The sequence below is a fragment of the Pseudomonadota bacterium genome, from assembly GCA_018823135.1.
Lineage (GTDB): Bacteria > Desulfobacterota > Desulfobulbia > Desulfobulbales > CALZHT01 > JAHJJF01.
Map to the genome: position 1 here is coordinate 1 of JAHJJF010000089.1, position 13,559 is coordinate 13,559.

The 13,559-nt window shown below is 47.7% G+C and carries 12 protein-coding genes; 6 read left to right on the forward strand and 6 right to left on the reverse strand.

Going from position 1 to position 13,559, the window contains the following annotated elements; genetic code table 11:
- The first annotated feature begins 509 nt into the window (after positions 1-509).
- A complete protein-coding gene (locus tag KKE17_09555) occupies positions 510-860 on the forward strand; it encodes a hypothetical protein (protein ID MBU1710236.1) in 351 nt (116 codons plus the stop codon).
- A 41-nt stretch (positions 861-901) separates the two neighbouring features.
- Here the strand turns inward: KKE17_09555 and KKE17_09560 are convergent, their stop codons facing one another.
- Both KKE17_09560 and KKE17_09565 read right to left on the reverse strand, forming a co-directional pair.
- Complete coding sequence (locus KKE17_09560; GenBank protein MBU1710237.1) at positions 902-1,210, reverse strand: hypothetical protein; 309 nt, start codon at positions 1,208-1,210, stop codon at positions 902-904.
- A gap of 650 nt (positions 1,211-1,860) precedes the next feature.
- Positions 1,861-3,279 (reverse strand): cobyrinate a,c-diamide synthase, encoded by a 1,419-nt coding sequence (locus KKE17_09565; protein ID MBU1710238.1) that lies wholly within the window; start codon positions 3,277-3,279, stop codon positions 1,861-1,863.
- 363 nt (positions 3,280-3,642) lie between these two features.
- Here KKE17_09565 and KKE17_09570 point away from each other — a divergent pair, with 363 nt between their 5' ends.
- Genes KKE17_09570 through KKE17_09580 form a run of 3 tightly spaced genes read left to right on the forward strand, consistent with a single transcriptional unit; the run spans position 3,643 to position 5,990 of the window.
- Positions 3,643-4,275 (forward strand): tetratricopeptide repeat protein, encoded by a 633-nt coding sequence (locus KKE17_09570; GenBank protein ID MBU1710239.1) that lies wholly within the window; start codon positions 3,643-3,645, stop codon positions 4,273-4,275.
- A gap of 3 nt (positions 4,276-4,278) precedes the next feature.
- The gene (locus KKE17_09575; GenBank protein ID MBU1710240.1) at positions 4,279-5,406 is read left to right on the forward strand and encodes a PBS lyase; all 1,128 of its coding nucleotides are present in this window, start codon (positions 4,279-4,281) and stop codon (positions 5,404-5,406) included.
- Positions 5,406-5,990 (forward strand): tetratricopeptide repeat protein, encoded by a 585-nt coding sequence (locus KKE17_09580; protein ID MBU1710241.1) that lies wholly within the window; start codon positions 5,406-5,408, stop codon positions 5,988-5,990. The genes KKE17_09575 and KKE17_09580 overlap by 1 nt, the downstream gene beginning before the upstream one ends.
- A gap of 197 nt (positions 5,991-6,187) precedes the next feature.
- On the opposite strand, the gene KKE17_09585 is transcribed toward KKE17_09580, so the two are convergent.
- From KKE17_09585 to dsrA, 4 genes are all read right to left on the reverse strand, one after another.
- A complete protein-coding gene (locus tag KKE17_09585) occupies positions 6,188-6,814 on the reverse strand; it encodes a YkgJ family cysteine cluster protein (protein ID MBU1710242.1) in 627 nt (208 codons plus the stop codon).
- 525 nt (positions 6,815-7,339) lie between these two features.
- Positions 7,340-7,573 (reverse strand): dissimilatory sulfite reductase D family protein, encoded by a 234-nt coding sequence (locus KKE17_09590; protein MBU1710243.1) that lies wholly within the window; start codon positions 7,571-7,573, stop codon positions 7,340-7,342.
- Between the two features lie 23 nt (positions 7,574-7,596).
- Positions 7,597-8,724 carry a dissimilatory-type sulfite reductase subunit beta gene (gene dsrB / locus KKE17_09595; protein ID MBU1710244.1) on the reverse strand — a complete coding sequence of 376 codons (1,128 nt, stop codon included), beginning with the start codon at positions 8,722-8,724 and terminating at the stop codon, positions 7,597-7,599.
- Between the two features lie 62 nt (positions 8,725-8,786).
- Positions 8,787-10,067, reverse strand: a complete 1,281-nt coding sequence (gene dsrA / locus KKE17_09600; protein ID MBU1710245.1) for a dissimilatory-type sulfite reductase subunit alpha — start codon at positions 10,065-10,067, stop codon at positions 8,787-8,789.
- A 504-nt stretch (positions 10,068-10,571) separates the two neighbouring features.
- Between dsrA and KKE17_09605 the strand changes: the two genes are divergently transcribed.
- Both KKE17_09605 and KKE17_09610 read left to right on the forward strand, forming a co-directional pair.
- Positions 10,572-11,690, forward strand: coding sequence for a hypothetical protein (locus KKE17_09605; protein ID MBU1710246.1), 1,119 nt, complete (start codon positions 10,572-10,574; stop codon positions 11,688-11,690).
- Between the two features lie 126 nt (positions 11,691-11,816).
- Positions 11,817-13,550, forward strand: coding sequence for an FAD-dependent oxidoreductase (locus KKE17_09610; protein ID MBU1710247.1), 1,734 nt, complete (start codon positions 11,817-11,819; stop codon positions 13,548-13,550).
- Positions 13,551-13,559: the final 9 nt, after the last annotated feature.

Consider the following 13,559-nt stretch of genomic DNA (forward strand, 5'->3'; position numbering starts at 1 on the left):
ATGTCAAGCAAGAAATGGCGCAAGATTGCTTAGCAATTTAACGAACCTGCAGGCAAGCGAACTCTAAGCCCCCACCTCACTCCATTTATCTGCGAGACACCAATATACGCCAACTGCGCCTGACAAAAAACTACTCAGAAAAGCTTCAAAACCACTCCGCAAATCAACCAGTTACAACGAGACCCACTTTGATCTCGCAGTTTTCACGAAACCGACAATCCTGTTGCCAACAGGACCCTGTTACGTTTCCCAACCTGCTGAACCTGCTGAACCTGCAAAGCAAAGCGCTTATCCCACTCAAGTGGAGTGCTGAAACGAGTGGTCCAGAAACATTGCTCGCAGCGCGGAGTCCATGCCTCTTGCAGGTACTTTCCTGCCACGGGGCTTAATCCGATCTTTTTTCAGTTCCGCACGCTTCAAATTATTGATTCCTGTTGACCTGAAGCAAATGATCTTTTACGATGCCTGGGATTAACACTCTTAACAACCAGCAATAACAGTGGATAATAATGAAACTCAAACCAGACAAGAAAAAAAAAGAAGCCGCCCTGGCAGCAATAAAATCCGAAGAGGCGATGATCGAAGGTATCATTGAAGGCAGTCCGGATGCAGTGGGTGTTGCGGTAGTCAGGCTACAATGCGGCTGCAGGAAGATGGCGGCGGTGGCTGCAAACGGCGAACCGGCTAGTAAGGTCATTATTTACCGGGATTCGGCACAAAGCATATGCGATAAGTGCAAAGAAGACGATGGCGCTTATACAAGGGTCAAAGAGGCATTCATCCACTGGGTGGAACCCGCCCCGGGAGAGCATAACAAAAAAATGATCGAGATAAAGGCGCTGGGAACAAAACCTAATTAGCTTTCATCCGGAAAAGCCCCTTTAATTAAGGGGCATCCGGGTCAATGACATTCCGACCGATATTTCTTTTCCTTAGATATTTTCATGAACGCAAAACGGGTAATCGGATAACCGATCATTGGCAGGAGCAAGATCCCGGCCAGAGCGACAATGGGTTTATCAAGCCCCAGGGCTGGTGCGGCAAGCGCCCCCAAAAAAATTCCCAATATCGGGAAAATACCTGTATATCTCGCAATTCGCTCCCGCATTTTCATCTCACGGAAATTAGTATACATCGTGCGGCATTCAGGGCAAAACGGCTTGGCGCTGGAACTTTCATGGCCGCAGCTGGAGCATCTGTATTTCTTCATTTTACCTTCCTCAGAATGATTCGAAACGAACGTCCACTCAATCAAATATCCAGGATTCCATGATTTCCACATTCCTGCCCGGGTCAAAATGAGTGATGTCTCACTTATGTTGAAATACTAAGGAGTTACAATACCTAGATTATACCTCATACCCTCTTGAAAAACAACCCTGAACTTATTTTTTTCATACCACAATGTGGTACTTCCTGGCGAGCCGCACCATGCAACGGGAAACACCTCGGGTATCAACCGTTTTTCATGATTCAGTTAAATGTTAACGGGGAAAAAGGGACCAGGGCGGGAACAATTATTTGAGGGGCAACAGAAGGCCGTTTGCCGGATACCTCACGAGACAGGCAGATTGAATATACAGATAAGCCTGAACTTCAAGGCTCAAAGATGCTCACCATACTTGGGGTACGGAGCAAACCCGGAAATTTCACAAGCATAGAAGCCTTACATTGAAGGCTATTCGGATGTATCGTCTTGCCGGAAGGAGGAACAATCGTCTCAAAAAATCTATTCATCCTCCTTGTGCAAACCTTATCCGGGAAAATACATGAAAAACAATAAGTTAACACAACAAAATAGTTAAGCTGGTTCTTCTTCAAGACTGCTCACAACTCGGGCCAGGAGCCTGTCGGATAATTTTAGAAATTTTTCTTTAGCCGTTTACACTGCCTTGCTTTTTCAACAAGACCTGCTGCCCATTGTGGTGTAGCAACAGCATGAATATGGGTGTAGAGAGCCAGGACATTTTTAAAAACAAGTCCCTCCCGGCCGCCGGCCAGCCCCACACCTCTTGCCACCCGGAAGACCAGATCCTCGGGATTTCCATCCCATCTGGTGACCCTGCTATAACGGAATTCATGGCCGCTGATCTCCGTGGAGACTGCATAAAAGGGATTGACCTGGGTTGCCTTCAGGACAGTATATCCATGGGCCTGAGGCTTATCTTCAATCTTGAAATCCACCGGGAAGATACCGACCAGCGGATGGGTTTCACCTTCATACTCCAAGTGCTCGCCAAGATAGATCAGGCCGCCGCATTCAGCATAAATCGGCAACCCAGCACGGGCTTTATTCTTTACCGACTCCCTGAATGAAATATTTGCGGAAAGTTCGCGGACACTGGTTTCAGGAAAACCCCCGCCAATATAGAGGGCATCAATTTCAGGAAGCTCTCTTTCGTGTAACGCGTTGATTTCAACCAGCTGGGCGCCCTGCGCTTCCAGCGCTTCGAAATTTTCCTGATAATAAAACTGAAATGCCTCGTCCCGGATAATGCCGATACGCACATCCTTTTTTCCATCCCTCGGCGGCTTGATGGCTTCCGGTGTCGGCAGATATTTTTCCGGAATCGTGAAATCAGCCATCATTTGCTTGATTCCATCAAGATCAAGGGACTCTTCGGCGCGCCTGGCAAGCGTGGCAACGGCATCCGGCGCATCCCGGTGTTCCGGCCCCGGGGTCACACCCAGATGCCTTTGAGGAAATACGTCATGCCGGGAACGATGAATTGCACCCAGCACCGGGATACCGGTGTATTTTTCAACTGATTCTCTTACAATCGCCTCGTGGCGGGAAGTGCCGACCCGGTTTAAAACAACACCACAGATATTGACCCGCCGGTCAAACTCCCGGCAGCCAAGCACCAGAGCAGCAATCGTTCTGGTCGTTTTGGTACAGTCAACAACCAGCAGAACAGGAAGTTCAAGAGTGATTGCAAGCTCGGCAGTACTGAAGGAGCCCTTTACATCGACGCCGTCAAACAGCCCCCTATTTCCTTCCATAATGACCAAATCGGCACTGGCCGAATGACGGAAAAAAGACTCTTCAAGGACCTCCCGGCTCATCAGATATGGGTCAAGATTATAGCACGGCCTGCCGGCGGCAAGTGACAGCCAGCCGCTGTCAATATAGTCGGGCCCCTTCTTAAACGCTACAACACGGTGCCCCTCTTTGGTCAAGGCTGCAACCAACCCTACGGCCACAACGCTTTTCCCTGAGCCGCCACCAAGCCCGGCTACGATAATTCCTTTAGATGTCGATTTGATAGCTTGATCCATTTTTTACTCTATCCGGCCCGCTTGATTGCCTGACCCTGGCCAGTGAAAAATAATACACTGAAATGACCACTGAAACACCTGTCCTGTCAAGTCAAGAAGGCCATGAAAAATTTTTTTGCGTTTTTTTTTTTGCTGCATCACAGACATGAACTTTGAAATCGCAAAAAACATATACCACATTTTTATTATCGCCCACCAAATCTTTTGACTAACCCCCCTTCTTATGGTAGTTTTACCGGTCTTGTTGAGTCAACGCAACCACCTGCGGTATTATCCATTAAATCCTTCAATTCCTATGTGCGGCAGGTGAAAAAAATATCCGTTTTCCGGAACTAATCAGTAGGTCAAAAGAGGACAGGAACAATGACTGACAAAAAAGCACAGGATGATATTTCAAGTGTAATAGAAGAGCTTGAGAAAAAACGCGACGAGAAGCCGAACTCCTTCATAGCCCGCCACCACCTTGCCCTGGTTTACAAAAAAGCTGGAAGGATCGACGAGGCAATCATCGAATTTCAGAAATCAACTGAAATCGATCCGCTTTCCGCTGAACCCTATGTAAACCTGGGTGCAATATATTTTGAAATCGGCGAAATCGACAAGGCCCTTGCTGCAAACGAGGCGGCGCTGGCAATCTCCCCCAAGACCGCCCAGGCCCACGCAAACATCGGGCTTATCCGCCAGCAGCGAGGCGAAAACAACAAAGCTATTAACGCCTACACTGAAGCCACAAGACACAATCCAAAAATGGTTAATGCCTGGGTCAACCTTTCCGTTGCGTACATTATTGCAGAAAACAACGAAGAGGCCCTGAAAGCAGCATTACAGGGTGTTGCCCTGGACCCTGATTTCCCCATGGCTCACAACAACCTGGCAGTAGCTCTCTATTACAATAAGGATTACAAAAAAGCCAAGGTCCATGCTGACAAGGCCCTTGAAATGGGCTATGCCGTTGACCCAAGATTTACTGCTGCAATCAAAGAGGCGCTCCAGTAAGTCATGGCAAAATCAGCTATTAAAACCAAACCCTGGTGCGTTTTTTGTGGCCAGACCATTGCCAAGCCCCGCCCCTCTAAAAATCGAAAGCTTGGTGAATTTACTGAGGGCAGTTGTCAGTGCGGCGCCGTATACAGTTGCGATCCAACCGGCTTCAATGTTGGAGCAGCAATAGTCGAATGCATGGTTAACGCCTGCAATGACGACTGGGACCTTGCGTGGGAACTGATCCCTGAAACGGATTACCTGACCGGTCGACTTGAAAATTACGATGAAATTACCAATCAGGTGATTGAAACAAAAAATCTCGACGGCAGAAAAGTCAAAGGTGTCATTTACTTTATCCGCCTCCACAAAGATATCAGCGAGATCGCCGCCCGATCACAGAATAAGGATTACAATCCAAGCTCTTCCGACAGGAAAAATACCATCCCGGACCTGGAACCCACCCGAGACCCTAAACGTAAAAAGAAGCGGGCCGACAAAAAAATCATCCAGGAAATGGCAGCGGCCGGAGATATTGACGGGCTCGTGGATCTTGTTTTCGACGACACAAAAACCCTGCGATTCCTCCAGCGCATACTCTACACTCCTGACGATGTCCTGCGCTGGAAAACAGCTCATGTCATCGGCAAAGTCTGCGCCCGTCTGGCTACCCGCCAACCCGGCAAAGTCAGTGATCTGTTGCACCGATTGTTCGCCGCATGCTCTGACTCCGCAGCCTCAAGCTGGGGAGCCATTGAAACCATTGGCTCAATCATCGGCGAACGGACCGATATTTTCGGGGCCTTTACGCGACATCTTTTAAATTATCTTGATGATCCGGCGACCCTGCCGCTGGTTCTTTGGTCCCTTGGAAAAATTGCCAAGACCAGACCGGACCTGATCCGCAGCATCTCGTTCTATCCGCTGCTCAATCACCTTATGCATCCCGATGCGCTGGTTCGCGGCCTTACACTGATATTATGTGACCGTATCACCGCAAAAGAAGCAACAAGCACCATTGAGAAACTCACCGTTGACTCTTCTTCCTTCACCTATTATGAAGCAGGTGAACAAACAGAAACCACCGTAGCAGCTTTAGCCAAACAAGCTCTGGACTCAATTAATCGTCAAGGAGATAAAAAATAATGAGTGAAAAAAAACTTAATCAGGAAACCGCTGAAGAACTAAAACCAAAAGATCCTGCCCAGGAAGATTACGAACAAGGCCAGAAATTCCACTCGGACTTAGACACGGCCCTAGCCGCCAATGCCTTTCATAATGCCTTAATCGGTTTTGAACAAAGCAATAATGAATCCGGTGTAGCCAACGCCAGTGACAAACTCGGTGATATCTGCCAGGAAAGAAATGAATACCAGAAAGCCCTTGAACATTATAGACGGGCTTTTGATATCTGCGATCGCCTTAAAGACGCGGCCAGCGTTATTTCCTTACAGAAAAAAATGGCAGTATCCTACCTTAGCCTTGGACAACACCAGGAAACATTAAAAATTTACTTCGAATTATTCGACACTTTCAGTGACTGGAAAAACCCTGGTCTCATCGTTGAAATGCTTGAAAAAATTGCCGAGCTTTATGTTGAAACCAATGAAAAAGATAAAGCCATTGACGCATACAATACTGCCGCTTCAATCCACAACAATTACGGTCATCCGAATCAGGCTCAAATATTCCTGAATAAGGCCACTGAATTGGCCGGTCAACCACAATAGTTTATGCACCAAATAGGTTGAGAATACAGATACGCTCCACTGTGAGGTTCAAAGCAGTTTGTCAGGAGTCTGCGAATTGCCTTAACCTCTGGAGAACCACCATCCTCTGCTCCCCTTCCGGGCCAGTTCGGATAAAAAACACTTTAATAGTTCAAGACAAATCGGCTCTTGGATCCTGTCATCCCAGGGCAACAAATCTATAAATCACCCTCAAATCCCGGATCAAGGTCCATGGTCAATGCTTCATGGATATGAAACCGCTTGCTTCCCCTTTCTTCCGGGATGCCCGGATAATTAACCCCCAGAGTGCTTGATAATTTCAGCAGGTGGTCAAAAATAGTATCGAGCTTAACTGTGGGATACATTTCTCCCTTATTAAAACCTGATAAGCCGCAGACATGCCCCTTGCCATTGATTGCCGTTGGCAGGCCATAGACTCTGCAGGTTACAGGGCGCCATTCATACATGGCGCACTCCCCCTGATCGTTGAGCAATGGGCATTGTACCCGCCACAGGGAAAATTTCTCAAGGAGATCTTGCCGGCTTATTTCGTCCTCAACAGAATTCAGCTTTGATTCAAATTGTTTTTTTGCCTGATCAGCACGCTCAAAAAGTCGCTGCCGCTCAGCTGATTCCGTGAAAACGTTGTCCATATTCATCCTGATATACACCGCTTCGATAAAGCTGATATCAAAGCAGGCATTGCAGCAGTCAACACAACCTGGCCGACAATGCACTTCCTGCGGGAAAGCCCCTTTGATCTGCGCAAAAGATGAATTCACTGCTTCGAGAAGAGAGTGGTATTTTTTGAATATTTCTTGCATTTTCGGATAATGATTTATTTCAATTCAAGGTGAAAAGAGCTGGAATAGCTAATTGAAACTCCCTTAGCAAAAAAATACTGGGCCTTGTAGATTTACTCTCAGCGCCACTCTCTAACCCAGATTTACTGGAAATAAATAAAGGCCCTGGATAAGTACCTTAACAGTAGGTGTAACTTATTAGAATCAAACTAGTTATTAAAAGTCTTGCCACTCAGTTCAGTACTCGCTTGACGGGTGTAAAAAACACGAAAATTACTTATAAGGTACAAATAGCCAACATCCAGCGATTCAATAATAAAAAGATGTGCTGAAATCTTGTGCAATGAGTTTTTTTAAAAAACCCAGGCATTTTCCCGTGTGTTGAGGATTTACTGAAAGCCATTGCTGGAATAGATCGGTACATACCCGGGCAGAAAATCCCTCAACTCAGACATAGACTAATAATGCATAAAAAAAGGCGCAAGGGGATAATTTATCCCCTTGCGCCTTATGAATCAACATACTCTAAATCCGCTGTTTCCGGACTTATTTTTCTTCGCTCTGGCCTCGGCCCTTAGCAGCGTACATTGTGCTGCTGCCACTTGACCAGAATTCAACAAGGCCGTCTTTAACTAATTGATTTGCCGCATTCTTGATCTCGCGTGGCTTGAAATCACCGACCTTTGTCTGCATATCCTTGAGATACAGTTGCGGTTTTTTGGCAGTCAATAACAGATCTAAAATTGCAGCTTTGAGTTCCTCGTTAATATTATCAGCCATGACATAACTCCCTTAGTAAAGGTTTACTTAATATGGCTTGTGTATTTAAACTGGGTGGTGGTCCGCCAGGTATCATATGCCAGACGGTAATCATCAATGCTCTTATCAGTGAACGGAATGTTGCACTTTTCAAAGAACTTCTCCCAGCCAATTCTCTCAGCCCATTCACCAACACGCTCATACTTTTTAGCATCTTTAGCATATGTTTCGAGAATGTTCTTTACTGCAGCAACAGTCTCTGGCCAACGAGGCGGGGTGTTGGGCAAAAACGGAATAACCATTTTGGAGAATTTTGGAGTTGATCTGGAGTTGGAGATTTTGCCACCAACCAGGATTGCAATTCCGTCACCGTCTGGATCTGCCAGAGGCATAGCCGGACACATGGTATAACAGTTACCGCAGAACATGCAGCGATCATTATTAACAGCTACGGATTTTACTTCCTCACCCTTGCTGTTGATGCCCTTGGCAGGTTTAACCGCTCCAAGAGGACAAGCAGAGATTGCCAGGGGCAACTCGCAGACTGCTGTAATGGTATCGTGATCAATCATCGGCGGCTTACGATGAACACCGAGGATAGCGATATCAGAACAATGCACCGCACCACACATATTCAGACAGCAGGCAAGAGCAACACGAACCTGCGCCGGCAGTTTCATGCTGGTGAAATAATCAAACAGTTCATCCATAACAGCTTTAACAACACCTGAAGCGTCGGTTGCAGGGGTATGGCAATGTACCCAACCCTGGGTATGAACGATATTGGTTACACCGGCACCGGTGCCGCCGACTGGCATACTGCCATGTTTGGCGCAAGCATCAAGCAGAGGCTTAACCTTGGCAGCACTGTCAACCATGAATTCCACGTTGTTCCTGGTGGTGTAACGCATGACGCCGTCAGCGTGTTTGTCAGCGATATCACAGTAGTCACGAATCATCATAACACTGATCAGTCGAGCGCAACCCACGCGAACGGTGTAGCATTCGTCGCCGGTTTCACTGACATGTTTAAGAACACCTGGTTGAATGATCTCATGGTAAAGCCATTTTCCGAAGTTTTTCTTGATGACCGGCGGAAAATATTGCGCATAATGCTGGGGACCAATATCTGTTATCCTGTCCTTCATCGGATTTTCTGGATCATAGCCCATCGTATTACCTCCTTATATCATTAAATCGTAATTTAACTTTCAGTTAATGAACCAAAGACTGCTTACATCTTATGTTTTTTTCTGAATTCCGCAACACTGCGCTCAAAGCCGCCTTCAACTTCTTCGTCCTTCCAAAAAACGTAAGGATTGGAACGAGGCTCTCTGATATGCTGAGGAATGGGCGTGATTTCCATGATAGCAAGGAAAGCCGGCAGACCAATACGCTGAATGGACTCACCGATACGCTCACGGTTTTTGCCATGCTCCATCCACCAGTCCCATGCCTTTTCAATAATTTCCTTATACTCTGCGAATTCATTCTCAAGGTCCATTTTGATAAAAGGAACGACCATGGTAGCGATCTGGGCGCCGTCAAGGATCGGGGCTTTTGCTCCAAAAAGAATTGTCGCGCCTTGATCCTTACCTGGGCGAAGCGCGCGAGGCATTACGTTGATGCAATGCATGCAGCGGGTACATTCGCTGTTGTCTATTTTCAGTTTATCGCCTTCCATCCACATGCAACCGGTGGGGCAAAGGTCGATAACTTCTTTCTGGATATCGAATGGGCCCCAATCACGGCCGGCATGCGCACCGCCGTTAGAAGGGAAATCGCCTTTCATGTAACTTTTTACTGCGGCCTGATCAATGCGGATGCTGTCTCTCCAGTTACCGATAACAGCCATGTCCGAACGGGCAATAGCAGCAACACAGTCATTGGGGCATCCGGAAAATTTGGTTTTGAATTTGTACGGGAAAGCCGGACGATGCAACTCGTCCTGATAAGTCATGGTGATATTATGACATGCAGCCTGAGTGTCATAACATGCCCATTCGCAACGTGATTTACCAAGACAGCAGGAAGGAGTCCGCAGGTTACCACCGGAGCCACCAAGATCCATCTTCAATTCATGCGTGGCGTCCCAGAAAATCGGCTCAAGCTGATCAGTGGTGGTACCAAGAAGTACGAGGTCACCGGTTGAACCATGCATATTGGTCATACCGCTACCGCGTTTTTCCCACATGTCACAGATTTTGCGAAGAATTTCCGTTGAGTAGTACTTACTGGACGGCTGGTTCAAACGTACTGTATGGAAATGAGCAACACCAGGGAACTTAGCCGGAGAATCGGAATAACGACCGATAACACCACCGCCGTATCCGAATACACCGACGATGCCGCCGTGCTTCCAATGAGTAATTTTGTCTTTAAAAGAAAGTTCCAGCTGGCCCAAAATATCCCAGCACTGATCTTTCTTTTTTGCCATCCGTTTCAGGTCGGTTACAAAACTCGGCCATGGACCACTCTCTAATTGGTCCAAGAGGGGCGTATCATGCTTTGGCATTCTCTTTCCTCCTTAAAAAATTATTGGTTTTGAATAATAAATAACCTAAAAAACAATTCCAACATTATGGCATCCCTGAAGGTATACCACCTATTTCATTAAAGATTTTCCACAAGTTCGCTGACTTAAAGCCTATGAAAACTCAAGAAAAACCACTAATTGAATACTCATTCATTTTTAATCAGCAGACAATATCCGTCAAATATATGTTTGTCAACAAAAAATAAAAAGATGGGGGAAATCTTGAAAACACTGACTGCGTAACGCAGCGGAGAATTCAAGGGTTCGATATTACCTACTTATTAATAACAAATATTTTTCACCTGTTATTAAATATATTCTCTGATCGGTGCATGCTCACCGGGATCGCCTGGTACTTTCAATAGATTCCACATAGCCCTTTTCATTGACAGCTGGAAAGATTGAAGTTATAGCCGTGACTTGTTTCACTTATCAGCCATTACGGTAGAACCATCCAATTCCATCAAATTCAGATAATCCATCATGCGGTTCATATTTCTTTTTTCTTCCCCCAACGGTGACATCCCCGTTGATCAGCAGCACCGGACCCGGCCTCTGATACTGAACCCCGGAGAGACTCATCCCTGTTTAACCCTTGGCGATTATTTCAAAACACTTGCTGCTTTTATTCAACAAAACCTCGACATAATTCTTTCAGAGCTTAAACCCTCTCTTGCCATGGCAGATATACAGACAATATTCCTGCGCACCGAAAAACACGGCGCCCTCTATCATATCGCCAGCGCTGAAATCGTCTCTCCGTCAACACGTGAAAAATTCGCCATCAGCTCAGCCATCACCGCCCAGGGAAAAGAAACGCTGATCAGAGATACCGCCGTCCTTGAGTCTCTGGGGGAGACCCACGGACCATCCTTTATACCTCGAATATATTGTAAAGGATCCCTGGACTGCGGCAGCCAGCAGCAGACAGAAATTTTAAACCTCGTTGCTTCCGAGTGGTTCGAGGATTATCACGAATGGCATCTTACCGCCGATGGAGAAGCAATCAAGATATGGGACAATACAAAGGGAAACAGGATTGCTACGGAAGGAGAGCAAACTGAAATTTTCCGCCAGGTAGCCCTAATCCTTACCGTGTATTACGATTTCAATACCGGCAAACAGATCCACCCATGGCATCATGCTGCAGGGGATTTTATTATTCGTGACAATAACGGAACAACCGCCGTCAAACTCACTACGGCCCGTGATTACCGGCAGATCATTGAACTTGAAAACGACTCCCCCCATTTCCCACTGCTCTCCCTGCTGATTTTCTTTCTGCATCTTACCGTCCGTACCCGTCTTGATAAAGTTGAAGGCACCGACCAAGCCGTATGGGCAGGAAACTTTTCAGTCACGGCAACCCTCAGAGGATTTATTGAAGGGATCAGAATGCATGAGTCCCTGAGAAGGTCCCTGCCCTACTCGTCGCAGGAAATAATCGGCATTCTGCAATCCTATACCGCCAGCGACTTCAGCGCAATCATCCAGCCCCTGATGGATGTCTACCTTGCAGAAAACCCCCGGGAACACCAGTTCATATCCCGGCATCTCGAAAATCATCTTGCTGAAGTCTGCGGTGAAATCGCCCGACTTTAAAAAAAATTACCTGAAATTCTTTCGGCATACTCCTTGAAATTCTTCGGCTTTTCTTTTAGATTCTCTCTTCGGCCTTACACACGGCACTCACCCAGAAAAGTCCACTCCCAATAAATGAGACATACAATGAATAAAAAAATAGTAATCATCGGCGGAGTCGCAGCAGGACCGAAAACCGCAAGCCGCCTCAAACGTCTTATGCCCAATGCGGATATCACAATAATTGACCAGGACAATCTCATTTCGTATGGCGGTTGCGGCATACCGTATTTCGTTTCAGGAGATGTCACCGATGAAAAGGAATTACGCACCACGAGTTTCCATGTGGTGCGCGACGAGGATTTCTTTGAAAATGCCAAAGGCGTCAAGGCGCTTACTTCCACCCGCGCCCTGTCAATCGACCGGAAAGCAAAAACGGTTCACATTGAAAATGTCATAACCTCCGAAAAAAGCACCCTTGCCTATGACAAACTGGTGCTTGCCACCGGCAGTAAACCCAATGTCATTCCGATTCCCGGCGCCGACCTTGACGGCATCTTCACGGTGAACAACATGCACAAGGCCATGGCGATCAAAGAACGCCTCACCAAGGGCAAGGTCGGCCGCGCAGTGATAATCGGCGGCGGCTTCATCGGCGTAGAGATGGCCGAGGCCTTCGGCGACCTCTGGGGCATTGAAACGACTATCATCGAATTCATGCCGCAACTGCTGCCGCGCATTGTCGATCCGGTTTTTGCCGGAATGCTCACCCATCATCTTGAGAAAAACGGCGTCACCGTGCACACCAACGAAAGTGCTCAAAAACTCGAAGCCGATGAAAACGGCAAGGTCGCGAGAGTGGTCACCGATAAGCGCACCCTTGAAACAGACATTGTGATCATGGCGGTGGGCGTCCGCCCCCGGAGCGAACTTGCCCTGGATGCCGGCCTGCTGGTCTCACCCCAGGGAGCCATTGTGGTTAATAACCGGCTGCAGACTTCCGACCCGAACATTTACGCCGCCGGCGACTGCATAGAAACCACCCACCTGGTCTCAGGCAGTAAATCCTACGCACCACTGGGGTCCCTTGCAAACCGCCAGGGACGCGTCGTTGCCGACAATATTGCCGGAAACCATAAGACGTTTAACGGCATTGTCGGCAGCTTCATCATGAAGGCCTTTGAGTGCTGCATCGGCGCCACCGGCTTGAGCCTCGAGATTGCCCTGGCCGAAGGTTTCGATGCGGCCTCGGTAATCACCGCCCAGTCGGACAGAGCGCATTTCTTTCCCACCCAGGCGGTTATTCCATTAATGATGGTCTTCGACAGATCAAACGGCAGGGTTCTGGGCCTGCAGGGATTCGGCCCCGCGTCCGATGCGGTTCTTGCCAGAATCGATGCCGCAGCCGGCCTCATTGCAAAAGGCGCAACCGTAGACGATTTCAGCATCCTGGACCTGGCATATTCGCCGCCTTTTTCCACGGCACTTGATGCGCTTAATGCCACGGGTAATGTTGCTGAAAATTATATTGCCGGCCGCCTGCGGACCGTTGGGGTAGCACATTTTGACCACTGGATGAACAATCCTGAATCAGAGTCTGAGTGGGTTGCCCTTGACATCCGGCACCCGAAAGAGGCAGGGGAATTCGCCGCCCTCTATGGCGGCCGCTGGATTGCCATGCCCTATGTTGAAGTTCGGAAGCGCTTTCAGGAATTGCCTGAGGATAAAACCCTGATCATCATCTGCGATGCCGGTACGCGTTCCTATGAGATACAGTGCTTTCTGGACAGCACAGGAAGGGTTGGCAGCCTCGTCCTCGGAGGCGGATTCAACATTTTTCGCAGGCTGGGTCCTGTTTGGTGGCCCGGCTCAGAAAACTGATGACAAGCC

Bases quoted from the DNA above. Each gene is read 5' to 3' on its own strand.
- dsrA (MBU1710245.1), bottom strand. From the start codon at position 10,067: ATGCCAAAGCATGATACGCCCCTCTTGGACCAATTAGAGAGTGGTCCA.
- KKE17_09575 (MBU1710240.1), top strand. From the start codon at position 4,279: ATGGCAAAATCAGCTATTAAAACCAAACCCTGGTGCGTTTTTTGTGGC.
- KKE17_09560 (MBU1710237.1), bottom strand. From the start codon at position 1,210: ATGAAGAAATACAGATGCTCCAGCTGCGGCCATGAAAGTTCCAGCGCC.
- KKE17_09610 (MBU1710247.1), top strand. From the start codon at position 11,817: ATGAATAAAAAAATAGTAATCATCGGCGGAGTCGCAGCAGGACCGAAA.
- dsrB (MBU1710244.1), bottom strand. From the start codon at position 8,724: ATGGGCTATGATCCAGAAAATCCGATGAAGGACAGGATAACAGATATT.
- KKE17_09570 (MBU1710239.1), top strand. From the start codon at position 3,643: ATGACTGACAAAAAAGCACAGGATGATATTTCAAGTGTAATAGAAGAG.
- KKE17_09590 (MBU1710243.1), bottom strand. From the start codon at position 7,573: ATGGCTGATAATATTAACGAGGAACTCAAAGCTGCAATTTTAGATCTG.
- KKE17_09580 (MBU1710241.1), top strand. From the start codon at position 5,406: ATGAGTGAAAAAAAACTTAATCAGGAAACCGCTGAAGAACTAAAACCA.
- KKE17_09585 (MBU1710242.1), bottom strand. From the start codon at position 6,814: ATGCAAGAAATATTCAAAAAATACCACTCTCTTCTCGAAGCAGTGAAT.
- KKE17_09605 (MBU1710246.1), top strand. From the start codon at position 10,572: ATGCGGTTCATATTTCTTTTTTCTTCCCCCAACGGTGACATCCCCGTT.
- KKE17_09565 (MBU1710238.1), bottom strand. From the start codon at position 3,279: ATGGATCAAGCTATCAAATCGACATCTAAAGGAATTATCGTAGCCGGG.
- KKE17_09555 (MBU1710236.1), top strand. From the start codon at position 510: ATGAAACTCAAACCAGACAAGAAAAAAAAAGAAGCCGCCCTGGCAGCA.